We start from the raw sequence: 14,101 nt of genomic DNA on the forward strand, positions 1-14,101 counted from the left end.
AAGGCCTGCGGTTCCTGCCCTTGGGGCGGAACACAGGCAGGGCGCTAGCTCTCGCCGCTGCCTTCACCGAAGATCCACAGTGCTCCTGCACCAAAGACAAAATCCAGAACTGTCACGATAACGATCATCACGACCACAAAGGCCAGGACCACGAGGGTGTATCTCAGCAGTTCCTTGCGGGTGGGGGTAACCACCTTTTTCAGTTCAGCAACAACCTGACGCAGAAAGAGCGTTATGGCCGCGAAGAAGCCGCGCTTCTTGGGCCCGCTGGAGGGGTGTCCCTTGGAGCTGCTGGCAGCTGTCTCGGTCACCTTTCGCCTCACTCATCTGTTCGGTTCACAGTCGCAGCGCGTGCTGGGACTGCTGCTTCATGAAGGACTGCTGAGCTGTCGTGATGACAGTCGTGCGCAGGGCAGACAGGACTCGAACCTGCAACCTGCGGTTTTGGAGACCGCTGCGCTACCAATTGCGCCACTACCCTATGGAGGAAATCAACTCTACCGGTAATACCCCTCGTCAGCGAACCGGCGACGGGCACAAACCAGTGTCGAGACTTCAACACCGAAGGTCTAGTCTACTCAATGTTTCCGGTTCCGTCGAACCGGGCCGCCAGGGGTGCGCTGCGGCGTCATTTTCCCGGCCGGATCCCGCCGGATCGCGCCGCGCTGCGCCGACCTTCCGGCGCTCTTTCCGCGCTGATTCCGGCGCCGCCCCGACCGCAAGAAACGGCCGGGACCTGCCCCTGCACCTAAACTGGGAGGAAACACGCCACCGCAACCACAGACGGGAACGTCATGCCTTCCACCGGCCGTATTTCAGAGCGCATCGCCTCCATCGCAGAATCCGCCACTCTTGCCGTAGATGCCAAGGCGAAGGCCCTCAAGGCCGCCGGACGCCCCGTGATCGGCTTCGGGGCCGGCGAACCGGACTTCCCCACCCCGGAGTACATTGTCGACGCCGCCGTCGAGGCCGCCCGCACCCCCCGTTTCCACCGTTACTCCCCCGCCGGCGGCCTGCCGGAGCTGAAGAAGGCCATCGCGGCGAAAACCCTGCGTGACTCGGGCTACTCAGTGGATCCGTCCCAGATCCTGGTGACCAACGGCGGCAAGCAGGCCGTCTACGAGGCCTTCGCCACCCTCTTGAATCCCGGCGACGAGGTCCTGCTGCCCGCCCCGTACTGGACCACCTACCCCGAGGCCATCCGGCTCGCCGGCGGGGTTCCCGTCGAGGTTTTCGCCGGCCCCGAGCAGGGCTACATGGTGACCGTGGAGCAGCTCGAGGCCGCCCGCACCGACAAGACCAAGCTGCTGCTCTTCTGCTCCCCCTCCAACCCCACCGGCGCCGTCTACCCCGCCGAGCAGGTCGCGGCGATCGGCCGGTGGGCAGCCGAGCAGGGCCTGTGGGTGGTCACCGACGAAATTTACGAGCACCTGACGTACGACGGCGTGGAGTTCACCTCCATCGCGACCGCCGCGCCCGAGCTGGGCGACAGGGTGGTTGTGCTCAACGGCGTGGCCAAGACCTACGCCATGACCGGCTGGCGCGTGGGTTGGATGATCGCCGCCGCCGACGTCATCAAGGCGGCCACCAACCTCCAGTCGCACCTGTCCTCCAACGTTGCCAACGTCTCCCAGATGGCAGCGCTGGCCGCCGTGTCGGGGCCGCTGACCGCCGTCGAGGACATGAAGACTGCCTTCGATCGCCGCCGCAAGGCCATGGTCTCGGCGCTGAACTCGATTGACGGGGTCGTCTGCCCCATGCCGGAGGGCGCCTTCTATGCCTACGCCGACGTCCGCGGACTCCTCGGGCGGGAATTCCCGGGCAGCAACGGGCCGGTGCGGCCGCAGACCTCAGCGGAGCTGGCCGCACTGATCCTGGAGACGGTGGAGGTGGCGGTGGTCCCCGGTGAGGCATTCGGACCGTCGGGCTACCTCCGCCTGTCGTACGCCCTCGGCGACGAGGACCTGGCGGCAGGCATGTCCCGGCTGCAGGAATTTCTGGGCCGGGCCCAGTAGCTGCACCGGTCCTCCTCCCGGCCGCCTGCTGCCCTAGAGCAGCCGGCGGTCGGCGGCCCACCGGCTGATCTCATGCCTGCTGGATAGCTGGAGCTTGCGCAGTACCGCGGACACGTGGGTTTCAACCGTTTTTACGGAGATGAAAAGTTCCCGGGCCACTTCCTTGTAGCTGTAGCCGCGGGCGATCAGCCGCATCACTTCCAGTTCCCGGGCCGACAGCCGGTCCAACTCGTCATCGACTGCGGCCACGGTGCCGGTGCCGAACGCGTCCAGGACAAATCCCGCCAGCCGCGGTGAGAACACAGCGTCTCCCCCGGCAACCCGGACCACGGCGTCGGAGATCTCCGCTCCCGAAATGGTTTTGGTGACGTAGCCGCGGGCACCGGCGCGGATGACCGTCACCACGTCTTCCGCCGAGTCCGAAACACTGAGTGCCAGGAAACGGGTGCTGCCCAGCAGATCCCGGCAGCCGGCGATCACTTCCGCGCCGCCGCCGCCGACCCCGCCGGGCAGGTGCACATCCAAGAGGACGACGGCGGGGCGGTGGGCGCGGATCGCGGCGATCGCCGACTCCACGGTGTCCGCTTCCGCGACAACCCGCAGTCTGCCGTCCAGGTCCGCTTTCAGCCCGGACCGGAAGATGGCGTGGTCATCAACGACTACAACATTGATGCCTTCGCCGGTGATGGTGGTGGTGCTTGTCATGGATGCTCCGATGCCTGGTTGGTGTTGGTGCCCGCTTCCGCCCCGGGCCGGGACAGCGGCAGCGCCAGCCGCACTTCCGTCCCCTCCGGTCCGCTGCGGATGAGGGCGGTGCCCCCGTTGCGCCTCATGCGTCCCACAATGGACTCACGCACGCCGAGCCGGTCCGGGGGCACTGCGTCCGGATCAAAACCTGTCCCGCGGTCGCGGATGAAAACCTCGGCGCGGTCCGCCGTGCACTCCACATAGACGGAGACCGGTCCGCCCGCGTGCTGTGCTGCGTTAACAAGCGCGGCCCGGGCGGCCTGGGTCAAAGCTTCAGTGGCAGCGTCCAGCGGCGCATCCCCCACCGTCACCACCTCCACCGGATATCCGTATTCGTCCGCGGACCAGCACCATAGTGTGGGGCCTGCTCCTCACGGTCACCGGCGTCCTGGTCCTGGCCTGGCTGCTAACCGACATAGCGTTCGACCCGCTGGTCGTCCTGCTCGGGCTGACGCTCGGCACCGGCGCAGCCCTGCTCGTCGGCGGCGCGGTCAGCGCCTACGGGGGACGGAACAGCGGACGAAACAGCGGAGCGCAGTAACTTTTTCACCCCGGGCGGAACCGCCCTCCAACTTCGATTCGAAGAGGCAAGCTGAAACCATGAACCGATTCTTTAGCATTCTGCATTCCTCCCCCGTCCGCAGGACCAACGGCTGGGCAGGCGGCGTTTGCGCCGGCGTCGCCCAGCACTTCGGCTGGGATGTCGCCGTGGTCCGGATAGCCGTCCTGCTCAGCTTCCTCCTGCCGTTTGTGGGTGTCTGGACCTACCTCGCCGCCTGGCTGCTGCTGCCGAAGACCGACGGCAGCATTGCCCTGGAACGCCTGATCAACAGGCGCTAGCTGCCCATTCCCGGCTCCGCGGCTCCGCAGAGCACCGTCCTGCAGTGGCCGGCGGGCGGGGGTGGCTAGAATCGAGGCTGAGGATCCACCAGCCCCGCAACGGAACCAGAGGTTAATCATGAAGATCGGCATCCTAACCAGTGGGGGCGACTGCCCCGGACTCAACGCAGTCATCCGCGGAGCCGTCCTGAAGGGGATCAAGATCCATGGTCAGGAGTTCGTTGGGTTCCTGGACGGCTGGCGCGGCGTGGTCGACGGCGACATCATCGATCTGCCCCGCGCCAGTGTCCGCGGCATTTCCAAGCAGGGCGGAACCATTCTGGGAACCTCCCGGACCAATCCCTTCGATGGCCCCAACGGCGGTCCGGAGAAGATCAAGGCGACAATGGACCGGTTGGGAATCGACGCGATCATCGCGATCGGCGGCGAAGGCACCCTCGCAGCGGCGCAGCGGCTCACCGATGCCGGCCTGAACATTGTCGGCGTGCCCAAGACTGTGGACAACGATCTGGATGCCACCGATTACACCTTCGGTTTTGATACCGCCGTGCAGATCGCCACCGAGGCGATCGACCGGCTGCGGACCACCGGTGAATCCCACCACCGCTGCATGGTGGCCGAGGTCATGGGCCGCCACGTGGGCTGGATAGCACTGCACTCGGGGATGGCAGCCGGCGCCCACGCCATCCTGATCCCGGAGAACCCGCAGAGCCTGGACCAGATCGCCGAATGGGTCACTCAGGCCCGTGACCGCGGCCGTGCACCGCTCGTTGTCGTCGCCGAAGGATTCGTGACCACCGACATGGAATCCCCGCACTCCGAACGCGGCCTGGATGCCTTCGGCCGGCCGCGGCTGGGCGGCATCGGCGAACTGCTTGCCCCGGAAATCGAAGCCCGAACCGGGATCGAGACCCGCGCCACGGTGCTGGGACACATCCAGCGCGGCGGAGTTCCGACGGCGTATGACCGCGTGCTGGCCACCCGACTGGGCATGGCCGCCATCGACTCCGTCATCGACAAGCTCTGGGGCACCATGGTGGCCCTGAACGGCACCGACATCGTCCACGTGGGCTTTGAGAAGGCGCTGGACAACCTGAAAACGGTCCCCAAACACCGCTACGACGAAGCCTCCATCCTCTTCGGCTGACTTCGCGGGCCGGGGAGCGCTCCGGTGTAGTTTGGAACGTATGAACTTGGATCCGGGAACGATTGCGATCATCCAGCTCGCCTGGTCCCGCCGCCTCGGCCTGGCCGATGATGCGCTTGCCGAAACCGGGAGAGGCAGCCGCATTTACAGTGTGCAGGAACAGTCGCGGCGGGTGTCCTTTGTGCGGCTGTTCGGCCGGGAGGTGTTCTGCGGGCCCGAGTGGGCGGCGGACCGCGCCCGCGGCAAGAGCACCGAGGAGCTCAGCCGGCACACCGCGCTCGCCAGCCTCTCGATGGAGTACGGCGGGCGTACCGTCGGCTCGGAGCGCCTTTGTTTCGCCGATTCCTTCCCCGGGCCGGTGGAGCCTGCCGACGAAGTCGCGGTGGCCGAGGACCAGGCGCTCGCGGTGCAGCTGGAGCGCCGGTGCCCGCCCGACGACGTCGCTGCAGCCGGCTTGTCCGGCAAGGAAACGCTGTTCATCGTGGTGGATGACAGCGCTGAGGAACCGGTGCCGCTGGCCGGAGCCGGTTACAGCATCCGGGACGGGATACTCGCGGACATCAGTACGCTCACCGCGCCGGACGCGAGGCGCCGGGGCCTGGGACGCTACGCCACCTCAGTCGCAGTCGAAGAGGCCATGGCGGAAGGCCTGATTCCGCAGTACCGGGCACCGCTGGACAACATTGGCGCTGCCAGGACCGCTGCCGGCGCCGGATTTGTCGCCGCCGGCATCCGTTCCGAGGTCCAGCTCTCCGCCTAGGCGCCGCCCCGGCCGGGGTTATGGCAGCAGATCCAGCATTTCCTGCCGCTTGAAGAAGCCTGCCGTATCACGTGCACTGGGTGAGCCGGCGTCCGGGTCCGCTCCGCCTTCCAGCAGGATGCGGAAGATCCCGGTGTAGCCCTTGAATACAGCACCCGCCAGCGGGGTCTGGCCCCGGTCATTCTGCGTATTCACATCGGCGCCCCGTTCCACCAGCAGGGCAGTCAGGTTCTCGTGGCCATGGTAGGACGCCAGCATCACCAGGGTGTCACCGGAGCCGTTGGTGAGATTCACCGGCACGCCGGCGTCCAGAAAACTCCGGATCCCGTCCGTATCGCCGGCCCGCGCAGCGTCGAACACCAGACCCGCCAGTTCAATGATGTCGTCGTCAATCTCTGGACGGGGTTCCGGGGTCATCATGGATCTCCTCTGAAGGGTGTGTTGGTCTGACGTCTTTTGCCGCTGGATGCGGCTATGCCCGTGGCGGGCGAAGGAAGCCGCCGGCCCGGCCGACGACCTGCCCGGCGTCGGGCGCCACGATGATCTCCTGTGCGGCGGCGTAGGGCTCGCCGCCGTCGTTCACCATCAGCGGGGCGGCAGGATCCGCTGACCGCTTCACCACGGCCAACGCCACCGCGCCCATCTCATAGTGCTGGGCCACTGAGGTCACAGTGCCCACCTTCCGCTCCCCCAGCAGCACTTCGCTGCCGGGCGCCGGCAGGGTGTGCTGGGAGCCGTCCAGCTGCAGGAACACGAGGCGGCGCGGCGGGTGGCCAAGGTTGTGCACCCGGGCCACGGTCTCCTGGCCCTTGTAGCAGCCCTTGGCCAGGTGCACCGCAGTCCGGATCAGGTCCAGCTCGTGCGGAATCGTCTTGTCGTCGGTCTCGGCGCCGAGCCGCGGGCGCCACGCGGCTATCCGCAGGGCCTCGGAAGCCATGGTGCCGGCCAGCGTGCGGCCGGAGGCCTCCACGGCCTGTTCCAGCTCGGCGGCAGGAATCAGGTACTCGTGCCAGGGGCGGTCGCGGCCGGGATGGGCATCCTCCGGCACCCCGGTATAGGCAAAGCCTCCGGGCCCGATGTTCGGCCAAGGATCAGTCCAGCACAGGTACTGCTCCCACGCCGGGACCGGTGCCACCGAGGCTGCCACGGCCCACTCGGCGCTGGCATCCGCCACTTCCACCCGAAGCATGAACTTCATCCGTTCGAGCCAGGCGGACAGGACCGGAGCTTCCGCCGCTTCCACGATCAGCCAGGCGGTGTCACCGTCGTCGAGGATCCGGGCGTCATGCTCGATCCGTCCCTGGACGCTCAGCAGCAACAGTTCCGAGCTCATTCCGGGCTGCAGGCTGCTGACGTGCTGCGAGGAGAGCGTGTTCAGCCAGCTCAGCCGGTCCGGGCCGCTGACGGTGACCACTCCGCGGTGGGACAGGTCGACGACGGCGTTGCCGCGGGCCAGTTCCCGCTGTTCGCGCAGGGGGTCGCCGTAGTGTGCGGCGACGCCGGCATCCAGGCCGCCGGCTTCCACCGCACCGTGGCGGGACAGGAGGGGGCTTCGATAAGTCATAACGGGTGCAACGTCCTTGCGGGTGCGGCTATTCCGCCGGGCAAAAGGTGTCTCAGGAGTTTTTCTTGAGGATGGCGGACGCATGGGCCGTCAGGGCGTTGCCGCCTTCGGCCACGTCCCAGCGCCAGTACAGGTCCCCGTTGACCAGCCCGAAGATGCGCGTGGCGGCTGTGTATTCCTTGGAATTCACGCCGCGCATCACCATGTCGGTGGTCAGAGAGATCTGCGGGCCCTTGATTTGGCCGTAGTACAGCTCAGCGATGCCGCCGGGATGGACGATGGTGGCCGTGATGTCGAAGCCGCCGGTGTCGTTGCGGAGTTTTTCAACCTCGTCGGCGCTGCGCAGGGCCGGGACGATGTCCGCGGGGGTGAGCCCGGGGCCGCCGTCGGCGTCGTTCAGCGGGCGGTCCAGCGCCCAGAAGCCGGTCTCGACCGCGAGTGGCCGCAGAACGGTGCCTTCCTCGTCGGTGAGCCAGCTTTCGGCCTCATACTTCAGGTACGGCAGGCCGTTCTGACTGAAGGTGACACGCTGCGAGAAGTACTCGGAGTCTGCCTCGCCCTCCCCGAGCCGGCCGGAGCCTTCCCAGGTGCCAAGCAGCCAGGACAACGGCACGAGCTCAGGGGTCAGATCGGTGGGAATCTCCATGGGCATGGCGCTGACCTGTTCCTTCGGGTTGCTGAGAGGTTACTTCTGCCCTTTATACAGGCGGCTGACGACTAGGCCGGCGAATGCTGCCATGCCGACGCCGGTGATGCCGAGCAGAACGAGAAAGAAGATTTCGAGGGCTAAGAGCGGATCCATAGCTACATCCTAACCCGCAGCCGCGGGCGTTTCCTTCCATGACATCCCGGTGGCATCCCGCATGACATCTCCCATGACATCCCCGTGCCGGGAAACCGGAACGCGCGGCAATCCGGCAGGGGTCAGGGTACGAGGAGCCGGGCCAGGAAATACACCACGGAGCCCAGCGCGAGAATCGGCGCCAGGGCCAGGGCGAGCCGGCCCCGGCGGGTGGTGATGTCGCGGGAGAGGACCAGCCGGCGCACTGCCATGATCACGGCGGCGCCCACGGCACCCATCAGGGCTGCTGACAACGCGGGAACATCGGCCTCGGGCTGCAGGACCCCGGCCAGCGCCCCGGCGAGGGCGCCCGCGGCGACGCCCAGCGGTGCTGCGATCCGGTCCGGCACTGGAATAAGGCTGGCGGCCAGGGCCGCCACGATGCCGGCGGCCGCCATGGTCAGGCCCGCCGGACTGCCGTCGGTACCGGCCAGCCGGTCCGCTGCAACCCAGCCGGACCCCATCACGGCCAGGAGCACACCGGCGATGTTGCCGATGGTCGATTCCAGCCGGTGGGCCTGGCCGGTGCCTCGCAGCAGCTGAATGAGGAAGATCGCGCCCACGCCCACGGCGGCGATTCCGGGCAGCCAGGTCAGCAGGGCAGCAGCCGGGGCAACAAACGCCGCAGCGCAGGCCCCTGCGCCGGCCAGCGCCAGCACGGCGCCCTGGGTTTTTTTCGCCGGCACATCCAGCAGGTGCGGCCAGCCGATGCCCATGACAACTGCCAGAAGGCCGGTCATCACCGCAACGGCCGCCACCGACCAGTACGAAGCACCTACGATGCCAATGAGGGCTGCTCCCGCAAGCACCGCTACGCTCCAAAGTTTCACTTAAGCCATCCTGCCTTATTACGCCGCGCAGAAGAAAGCTACAGGCCGGGCGTTCCCGCATGGTTATACTTTCAACACCTTCGCCTCCTGCGGATGCGGTCAAGCTTGTGCCCAACGATGTGCGCCCAACTTTCGGAGGATCCATGTCGCACATTCTGCTCCTGACCAACAGTCCGGGCCCCTCAGTGGATGTCCTGCCTGCCCTCGGGCTGTTGAACCACAAGGTCCAGGTTGTTCCCGCCGAGCCCACGGCGCTGCTGGAAACCGATCCCAGCGACGTGGTCCTGGTTGACGCCCGCAAGGACCTGGTCGGTGCCCGGTCCCTGACCCAGCTGCTGAAGGCCACCGGCCTCGACACTCCCCTGATCCTTATTCTGACCGAGGGCGGAATGGCCGCCGTGGCGGCGAACTGGCTCGCCGACGACGTCATCCTCGACACGGCCGGGCCCGCCGAGCTGGAAGCCCGGCTCCGGCTGATGGCGGCCCGGGTCCACTCCACGTCCGAGGCTGCCAGCACCGAAATCCGCGCCTCCGGCGTCGTGATCGACGAGGCCAGCTACACCGCACGGGTGAACGGCACGGCGCTCAACCTGACCTACAAGGAATTCGAGCTCCTGAAGTACCTGGCGCAGCATCCCGGCAGGGTTTTCACCCGTGACCAGCTGCTGCACGAGGTCTGGGGCTACGACTATTACGGCGGCACCCGGACCGTGGACGTCCACGTGCGGCGGCTGCGCGCCAAGCTGGGCACGGACCACGAGAACCTCATCGGCACCGTCCGCAACGTCGGATACCGGTTCACCCGCTCCCGCCTGGCCGAGGACCCGGCACCCGCAGCGAGCCAGGACGCCTGACCCCTCCGTCCCCGCGATGCCCGTCCCCCGCGACACCCGAGGTCCGGACGGGCCGCGGCCGCTTTGAGCCGTCCGGGTTGCCCGCCGGCCTCCGGGCGTTAGGCTTCTTCAATGAGAGACGAACGAGTATTGCCCTGGACCGTCACCCTCACCAAGGGAACGCCCGATCCGGAACTCCTGGCCCAGATCCGTGAGCTCGCCTCCGCCGCCAACGACGCCGACGGCAATCCACCGCTCTCGGAGCAGACACTCGTTGATCTTCGTTCCGCCGAAACGGATCCCGGCTCGCTGTTGGTTTTTGCCACCGTCGCCGAGGACGAGTCCCCGGCGGCCTCGGCCGCGAAGGCCCTGGCCGGCGTCGCCGTGCTGATCCGCGGACGGGACGGAGAACCCGGCGTCCTGGAGCTGGTGGTTCATCCCGCATACCGGAGCAAGGGAGTGGGCGCCGCCCTGGCAGCCGCGGTGCAGGAACAGGTGGGCGAAGGCTCGTTCCCCGCGCCCCAGGCGTGGTCGCACGGCAACCATGAAGCCGCCGTCGAACTCGCGCAGCGCTTCGGCTACCGCCCCGTGCGCGAGCTCCTGCGCCTGCGCCTGACCCACGGCGGCGAGGCTGCCGCCCTGCCCCCGGCCGACCTGCCAGACGGCGTGTCGCTGCGGTCCTTCCGGCCGGGCACCGACGAAGACGCCTGGCTCGCCGCCAACGCTGCGGCATTTGCGCACCACCCCGAGCAGGGCGGCATGACGCGCGCCGACCTGCAGGCGCGGATGGCGGAAGACTGGTTCGATCCGGAAGGCTTCCTCCTGGCGGTCCGCGATGACGACGGCGCGATCCTCGGCTTCCACTGGACCAAGGTCCATCCCGGCGCGGGCGGCCATCCGCCGATCGGCGAGGTGTACGTGGTCGGCGTCGTTCCCGCCGCCCAGGGCATGGGACTGGGCAAGACCCTGACCGTCGCGGGCATCCGGCATCTTCAGGACGCCGGGCTGCAGGCAATCATGCTCTACGTGGATGCCGACAACGAAGCCGCCATGGCGCTCTACAAGAGGCTGGGGTTCGTCCGCTGGGACACCGACGTGATGTACGCGGCCGGATGAGCCGGAACAGCTTGTAATGTTGATTCGACGGCTGTGTCCGCCGGGGAACCCCGGGAGCACGGTCCGAACCGCCGCCAGTACTGCAGGGAGAGACCATGGGATCCGATACCGCCGCCGAACCGCATTACACTTTCGGGTCGGCTGAGTCCATGTCTGCGCCCCGGGCCACCGAGGACCGGATAGACATTCCCGACTTCGGCCCGGCGCTGGTGCCCGAGGGGGACATCAGTCCGGAACGCTTCCTGGACCGCGAGATCAGCTGGCTGCACTTCAACGCCCGGGTCCTGGAGCTGGCCGAGGATCCGGACCTGTACCTGCTGGAACGGGTCAGCTTCCTGTCCATCTTCGCGTCCAACCTCGACGAGTTCTTCATGGTCCGCGTTGCCGGCCTGAAGCGCCGGATTGCCACCGGCCTGGCCGTCCCCTCGGCGGCCGGGCTGAGTCCCATTGAACAGCTGGAACACATTGTCGAAGCCGGCTACCGGCTGCAGCAGCGCCACGCCGAGGTCTTTTCGCGGCAGATCCGGCCCGCCCTGGCCGAGGAACAGATCTTCCTGGTGGGCTGGGACGAGCTCGACGACACGTCCAAGGCGTACCTGCACCGCCAGTTCGCCTCCAAGGTCTTTCCGATCCTCACGCCGCTGGCCGTGGATCCGGCGCATCCCTTCCCCTACATTTCCGGGCTGTCGCTGAACCTGGCCGTCGTCGTCCGCAATCCCGTCAGCGGCAAGGAATTCTTCGCCCGCGTGAAGGTGCCGGACCAGCTGCCGCGCCTGATCTCCGTGGACGGCCCCCGGGCCGGCAACGTGGCGGGCCGGGTGGCCCGCTTCATTCCGCTCGAAGACGTGATCGCCGAGCATCTGGACCAGCTCTTCCCCGGCATGGACGTCATGGAACACCACGCCTTCCGGGTGACCCGCAACGAGGACCTGGAGGTGGAAGAGGACGACGCCGAGAACCTCCTGCAGGCGCTCGAAAAGGAACTGCTGCGCCGCCGGTTCGGCCCGCCCGTCCGGCTTGAGGTCACCACCGACATCAATCCCAGCATCCGTGAACTGCTGGTGCGCGAACTCGGCGTCGAAGAGGACGAAGTTTATGCCCTGCCGGCTCCGCTGGATCTGCGCGGCCTGGCCGGCATCAGCCGGATTGACCGCGCCGACCTGCACTATCCCAAGCAGGTCCCGCACACCAGCCTGCACCTGAAGGAATCCGAAACCTCCAAGCCGGCCGATGTGTTCGCCGCCATGCGCCGCCGCGACATCCTGCTGCACCACCCGTACGATTCCTTCTCCACCTCGGTTCAGGCCTTCCTGGAGCAGGCCGCCGCGGATCCGCGCGTCCAGGCCATCAAGCAGACCCTGTACCGCACGTCCGGGGACTCCCCCATCGTTGACGCGCTGATTGACGCCGCCGAATCAGGCAAGCAGGTCCTGGCCCTGGTGGAGATCAAGGCGCGCTTCGACGAGCAGGCGAACATTTCCTGGGCCCGCAAGCTGGAGCAGGCCGGCGTCCATGTGGTGTACGGAATCGTGGGCCTGAAAACCCACTGCAAGCTCTCCCTGGTGGTCCGCCAGGAAGTGGACGGGCTGCGGCGCTACTGCCACATCGGCACCGGCAACTACCATCCGCGCACCGCCCGGTACTACGAGGACCTCGGGCTGCTGACGTCCAACGAACAGGTGGGCGAGGACCTGACAAAACTCTTCAACCAGCTCTCCGGCTACGCCCCGAAGTCAACGTTCAAGCGCCTGCTGGTGGCTCCCCGGTCGGTCCGGTCAGGCCTGATCGACCGCATTGAGCGGGAAATTGCCAACAAAAAAGCCGGGCTGGCCGCACGCGTGATCATCAAGGTCAATTCGATGGTGGATGAGGCGATCATCGACTCCCTGTACCGGGCCTCGCAGGCCGGCGTCCGGGTGGACGTGATCGTGCGCGGCATCTGCTCGGTGCGGCCGGGTGTTCCGGGACTGAGCGAGAACATCACCGTCCGTTCCGTGCTGGGCCGCTTCCTCGAGCACTCCCGGGTCTTCGCGTTCGCCAATGCCGGGGATCCGGTGGTGTTCATCGGTTCGGCCGACATGATGCACCGCAACCTGGACCGCCGGGTGGAAGCCCTGGTGCAGCTGGCCTCACGGGAGGACGTCGCTGACCTCATCTCCCTCATGGACCGCTACATGGACCCCGGGACGGCGAGCTGGCACCTCGAGAAGGACGGCATCTGGACCCGGCACCATAAGAACGAGGAGGGGGAACCGCTCCAGGACGTGCAGTCCTGGCTGCTGGCTTCCCGGTCCCGCCAGCGCGCCGCCGCCCGCCGTTGATGGTCATGTCCACTGAACCCGGAACCTCGGCGGACGAGCTGATTCAGCCCCAGGGCGAACGGACCCGGCCTTCGGGTGCCGGCGGCTGGCCCGACGGCGAGAAAACGCCGGGCGAGGGCGGCACCGCGGCGGAGGCCATTCGAGTGGTGGCCGCCGGCGCCCTGTGTTGGCGCACCCGGGACGGCCGGCTCGAGGTCCTCATGATTCACCGCCCCCGGTACAAGGACTGGTCCTGGCCCAAAGGAAAGCTGGACGACGGGGAAACCACTCCCGAATGTGCGGTGCGGGAGGTCCGGGAGGAAGCCGGGATCCGGATCCGGCTGGGCATTCCCCTGCCGGCCCCTGTGTATCCGGTGGCGTCGGGCATGAAGATTGTCCATTACTGGGCCGCTCGGATCCAGGACGGCAAACCGGTTCCGGACGGCAAGGAAGTGGACGGCGTCCGCTGGTGCAGTCCGGAGGAAGCGCACGCCGAGCTGACCAATCCCTCCGACAGGCTGCCGCTGCATGCCCTGGAAGAGGCCCATGCCGAGGGCAGGCTCCGGACCTGGCCGCTGATTGTTGTCCGGCATGCCAAGGCGAAGCCGCGCTCCTCCTGGACCCGGGCCGAAGGCGACCGGCCGCTGGCGGCAACCGGGCTGCGCCAGGCACAGGCCGTGTCGCGGCTGCTGGCCGCGTGGCTCCCGGACCGCGTGGTGTCCAGTCCCTGGGTCCGCTGCGTGCAGACGGTGCGTCCGTATGTGAAGGCAAGGTCAGTGAAGTTCAAGACCGTGGATGCCATCACCGAGCGCAGCGCCAAGCGCAAGCCGGGGAAGGCACGGAACGCGGTGGAGGCGCTGTTCGACAAGGGCAAGCCGGTGGTGCTGTGCACCCACCGGCCGGTGCTTCCCCTGACCTTCGAGGTCCTGTCCCGGCACATGCCCACCGGCCTGTCCATTGGGCTGCCGTCCAAGGACCCGTTCCTGGCGCCGGGTGAAGCCGTGATCTGCCAGGTCAGCGCAACCGACGAGGGAAGAATCGTCTCGCTGGAACGCTTCCGGGCCTTCGACGACTAGCTGGGGCCCGATCCGGATAGGCTTGGCCCGCC

General features: G+C 67.4%; 16 protein-coding genes and 1 tRNA gene. 9 read left to right on the forward strand and 8 right to left on the reverse strand.

All coding sequences use genetic code 11. The features are described 5' to 3' along the window. Positions 1-44 precede the first annotated feature (44 nt). Both secE and QNO08_RS14045 read right to left on the reverse strand, forming a co-directional pair. Complete coding sequence (secE, locus tag QNO08_RS14040; protein WP_229964862.1) at positions 45-311, reverse strand: preprotein translocase subunit SecE; 267 nt, start codon at positions 309-311, stop codon at positions 45-47. Positions 312-408: 97 nt separating this feature from the next. After that, positions 409-481 (reverse strand) — tRNA-Trp (locus tag QNO08_RS14045). 313 nt (positions 482-794) lie between these two features. Between QNO08_RS14045 and QNO08_RS14050 the strand changes: the two genes are divergently transcribed. After that, complete coding sequence (locus QNO08_RS14050; protein ID WP_229964861.1) at positions 795-2,015, forward strand: pyridoxal phosphate-dependent aminotransferase; 1,221 nt, start codon at positions 795-797, stop codon at positions 2,013-2,015. Positions 2,016-2,048: 33 nt separating this feature from the next. Here QNO08_RS14050 and QNO08_RS14055 read toward each other — a convergent pair whose 3' ends face one another. Beyond that, the gene (locus tag QNO08_RS14055; protein ID WP_229964860.1) at positions 2,049-2,720 is read right to left on the reverse strand and encodes a LuxR C-terminal-related transcriptional regulator; all 672 of its coding nucleotides are present in this window, start codon (positions 2,718-2,720) and stop codon (positions 2,049-2,051) included. Next, positions 2,717-3,082 carry an ATP-binding protein gene (locus QNO08_RS14060; RefSeq protein WP_331461754.1) on the reverse strand — a complete coding sequence of 122 codons (366 nt, stop codon included), beginning with the start codon at positions 3,080-3,082 and terminating at the stop codon, positions 2,717-2,719. The genes QNO08_RS14055 and QNO08_RS14060 overlap by 4 nt, the downstream gene beginning before the upstream one ends. Positions 3,083-3,117: 35 nt before the next feature. Here QNO08_RS14060 and QNO08_RS14065 point away from each other — a divergent pair, with 35 nt between their 5' ends. The 4 genes from QNO08_RS14065 (at position 3,118) to QNO08_RS14080 (ending at position 5,509) form a co-directional block, all read left to right on the forward strand. Next, positions 3,118-3,303, forward strand: a complete 186-nt coding sequence (locus tag QNO08_RS14065; RefSeq protein ID WP_229964859.1) for a hypothetical protein — start codon at positions 3,118-3,120, stop codon at positions 3,301-3,303. Between the two features lie 59 nt (positions 3,304-3,362). Continuing rightward, positions 3,363-3,602, forward strand: coding sequence for a PspC domain-containing protein (locus QNO08_RS14070; protein ID WP_229964858.1), 240 nt, complete (start codon positions 3,363-3,365; stop codon positions 3,600-3,602). 118 nt (positions 3,603-3,720) lie between these two features. Further along, positions 3,721-4,749, forward strand: a complete 1,029-nt coding sequence (locus QNO08_RS14075) for a 6-phosphofructokinase (RefSeq protein WP_229964857.1) — start codon at positions 3,721-3,723, stop codon at positions 4,747-4,749. Between the two features lie 40 nt (positions 4,750-4,789). Beyond that, positions 4,790-5,509, forward strand: a complete 720-nt coding sequence (locus tag QNO08_RS14080) for a GNAT family N-acetyltransferase (RefSeq protein WP_229964856.1) — start codon at positions 4,790-4,792, stop codon at positions 5,507-5,509. Positions 5,510-5,527: 18 nt separating this feature from the next. Here the strand turns inward: QNO08_RS14080 and QNO08_RS14085 are convergent, their stop codons facing one another. From QNO08_RS14085 to QNO08_RS14100, 4 genes are all read right to left on the reverse strand, one after another. Further along, a complete protein-coding gene (locus QNO08_RS14085) occupies positions 5,528-5,926 on the reverse strand; it encodes an ankyrin repeat domain-containing protein (protein ID WP_229964855.1) in 399 nt (132 codons plus the stop codon). Positions 5,927-5,981: 55 nt separating this feature from the next. Further along, on the reverse strand, positions 5,982-7,073 hold the full coding sequence (gene ygfZ, locus QNO08_RS14090; RefSeq protein WP_229964854.1) for a CAF17-like 4Fe-4S cluster assembly/insertion protein YgfZ: 1,092 nt from the start codon (positions 7,071-7,073) through the stop codon (positions 5,982-5,984). A gap of 52 nt (positions 7,074-7,125) precedes the next feature. Next, positions 7,126-7,725: a heme-binding beta-barrel domain-containing protein gene (locus QNO08_RS14095; protein WP_229964853.1), complete on the reverse strand. Its 600-nt coding sequence runs from the start codon at positions 7,723-7,725 to the stop codon at positions 7,126-7,128. Between the two features lie 272 nt (positions 7,726-7,997). Then, positions 7,998-8,744, reverse strand: coding sequence for a hypothetical protein (locus QNO08_RS14100; protein WP_229964852.1), 747 nt, complete (start codon positions 8,742-8,744; stop codon positions 7,998-8,000). A 143-nt stretch (positions 8,745-8,887) separates the two neighbouring features. On the opposite strand from QNO08_RS14100, the gene QNO08_RS14105 reads away from it, so the two are divergent. From QNO08_RS14105 to QNO08_RS14120, 4 genes are all read left to right on the forward strand, one after another. After that, a complete protein-coding gene (locus QNO08_RS14105) occupies positions 8,888-9,598 on the forward strand; it encodes a winged helix-turn-helix transcriptional regulator (protein WP_229964851.1) in 711 nt (236 codons plus the stop codon). A gap of 111 nt (positions 9,599-9,709) precedes the next feature. Beyond that, positions 9,710-10,693 (forward strand): mycothiol synthase, encoded by a 984-nt coding sequence (gene mshD / locus QNO08_RS14110; protein ID WP_229964850.1) that lies wholly within the window; start codon positions 9,710-9,712, stop codon positions 10,691-10,693. 95 nt (positions 10,694-10,788) lie between these two features. Continuing rightward, positions 10,789-13,014, forward strand: a complete 2,226-nt coding sequence (locus QNO08_RS14115; RefSeq protein WP_229964849.1) for an RNA degradosome polyphosphate kinase — start codon at positions 10,789-10,791, stop codon at positions 13,012-13,014. Between the two features lie 5 nt (positions 13,015-13,019). After that, positions 13,020-14,069 carry an NUDIX hydrolase gene (locus QNO08_RS14120; RefSeq protein ID WP_229964848.1) on the forward strand — a complete coding sequence of 350 codons (1,050 nt, stop codon included), beginning with the start codon at positions 13,020-13,022 and terminating at the stop codon, positions 14,067-14,069. Positions 14,070-14,101: the final 32 nt, after the last annotated feature.

The organism is Arthrobacter sp. zg-Y820 (genome assembly GCF_030142155.1).
Taxonomy (GTDB): domain Bacteria; phylum Actinomycetota; class Actinomycetes; order Actinomycetales; family Micrococcaceae; genus Arthrobacter_B.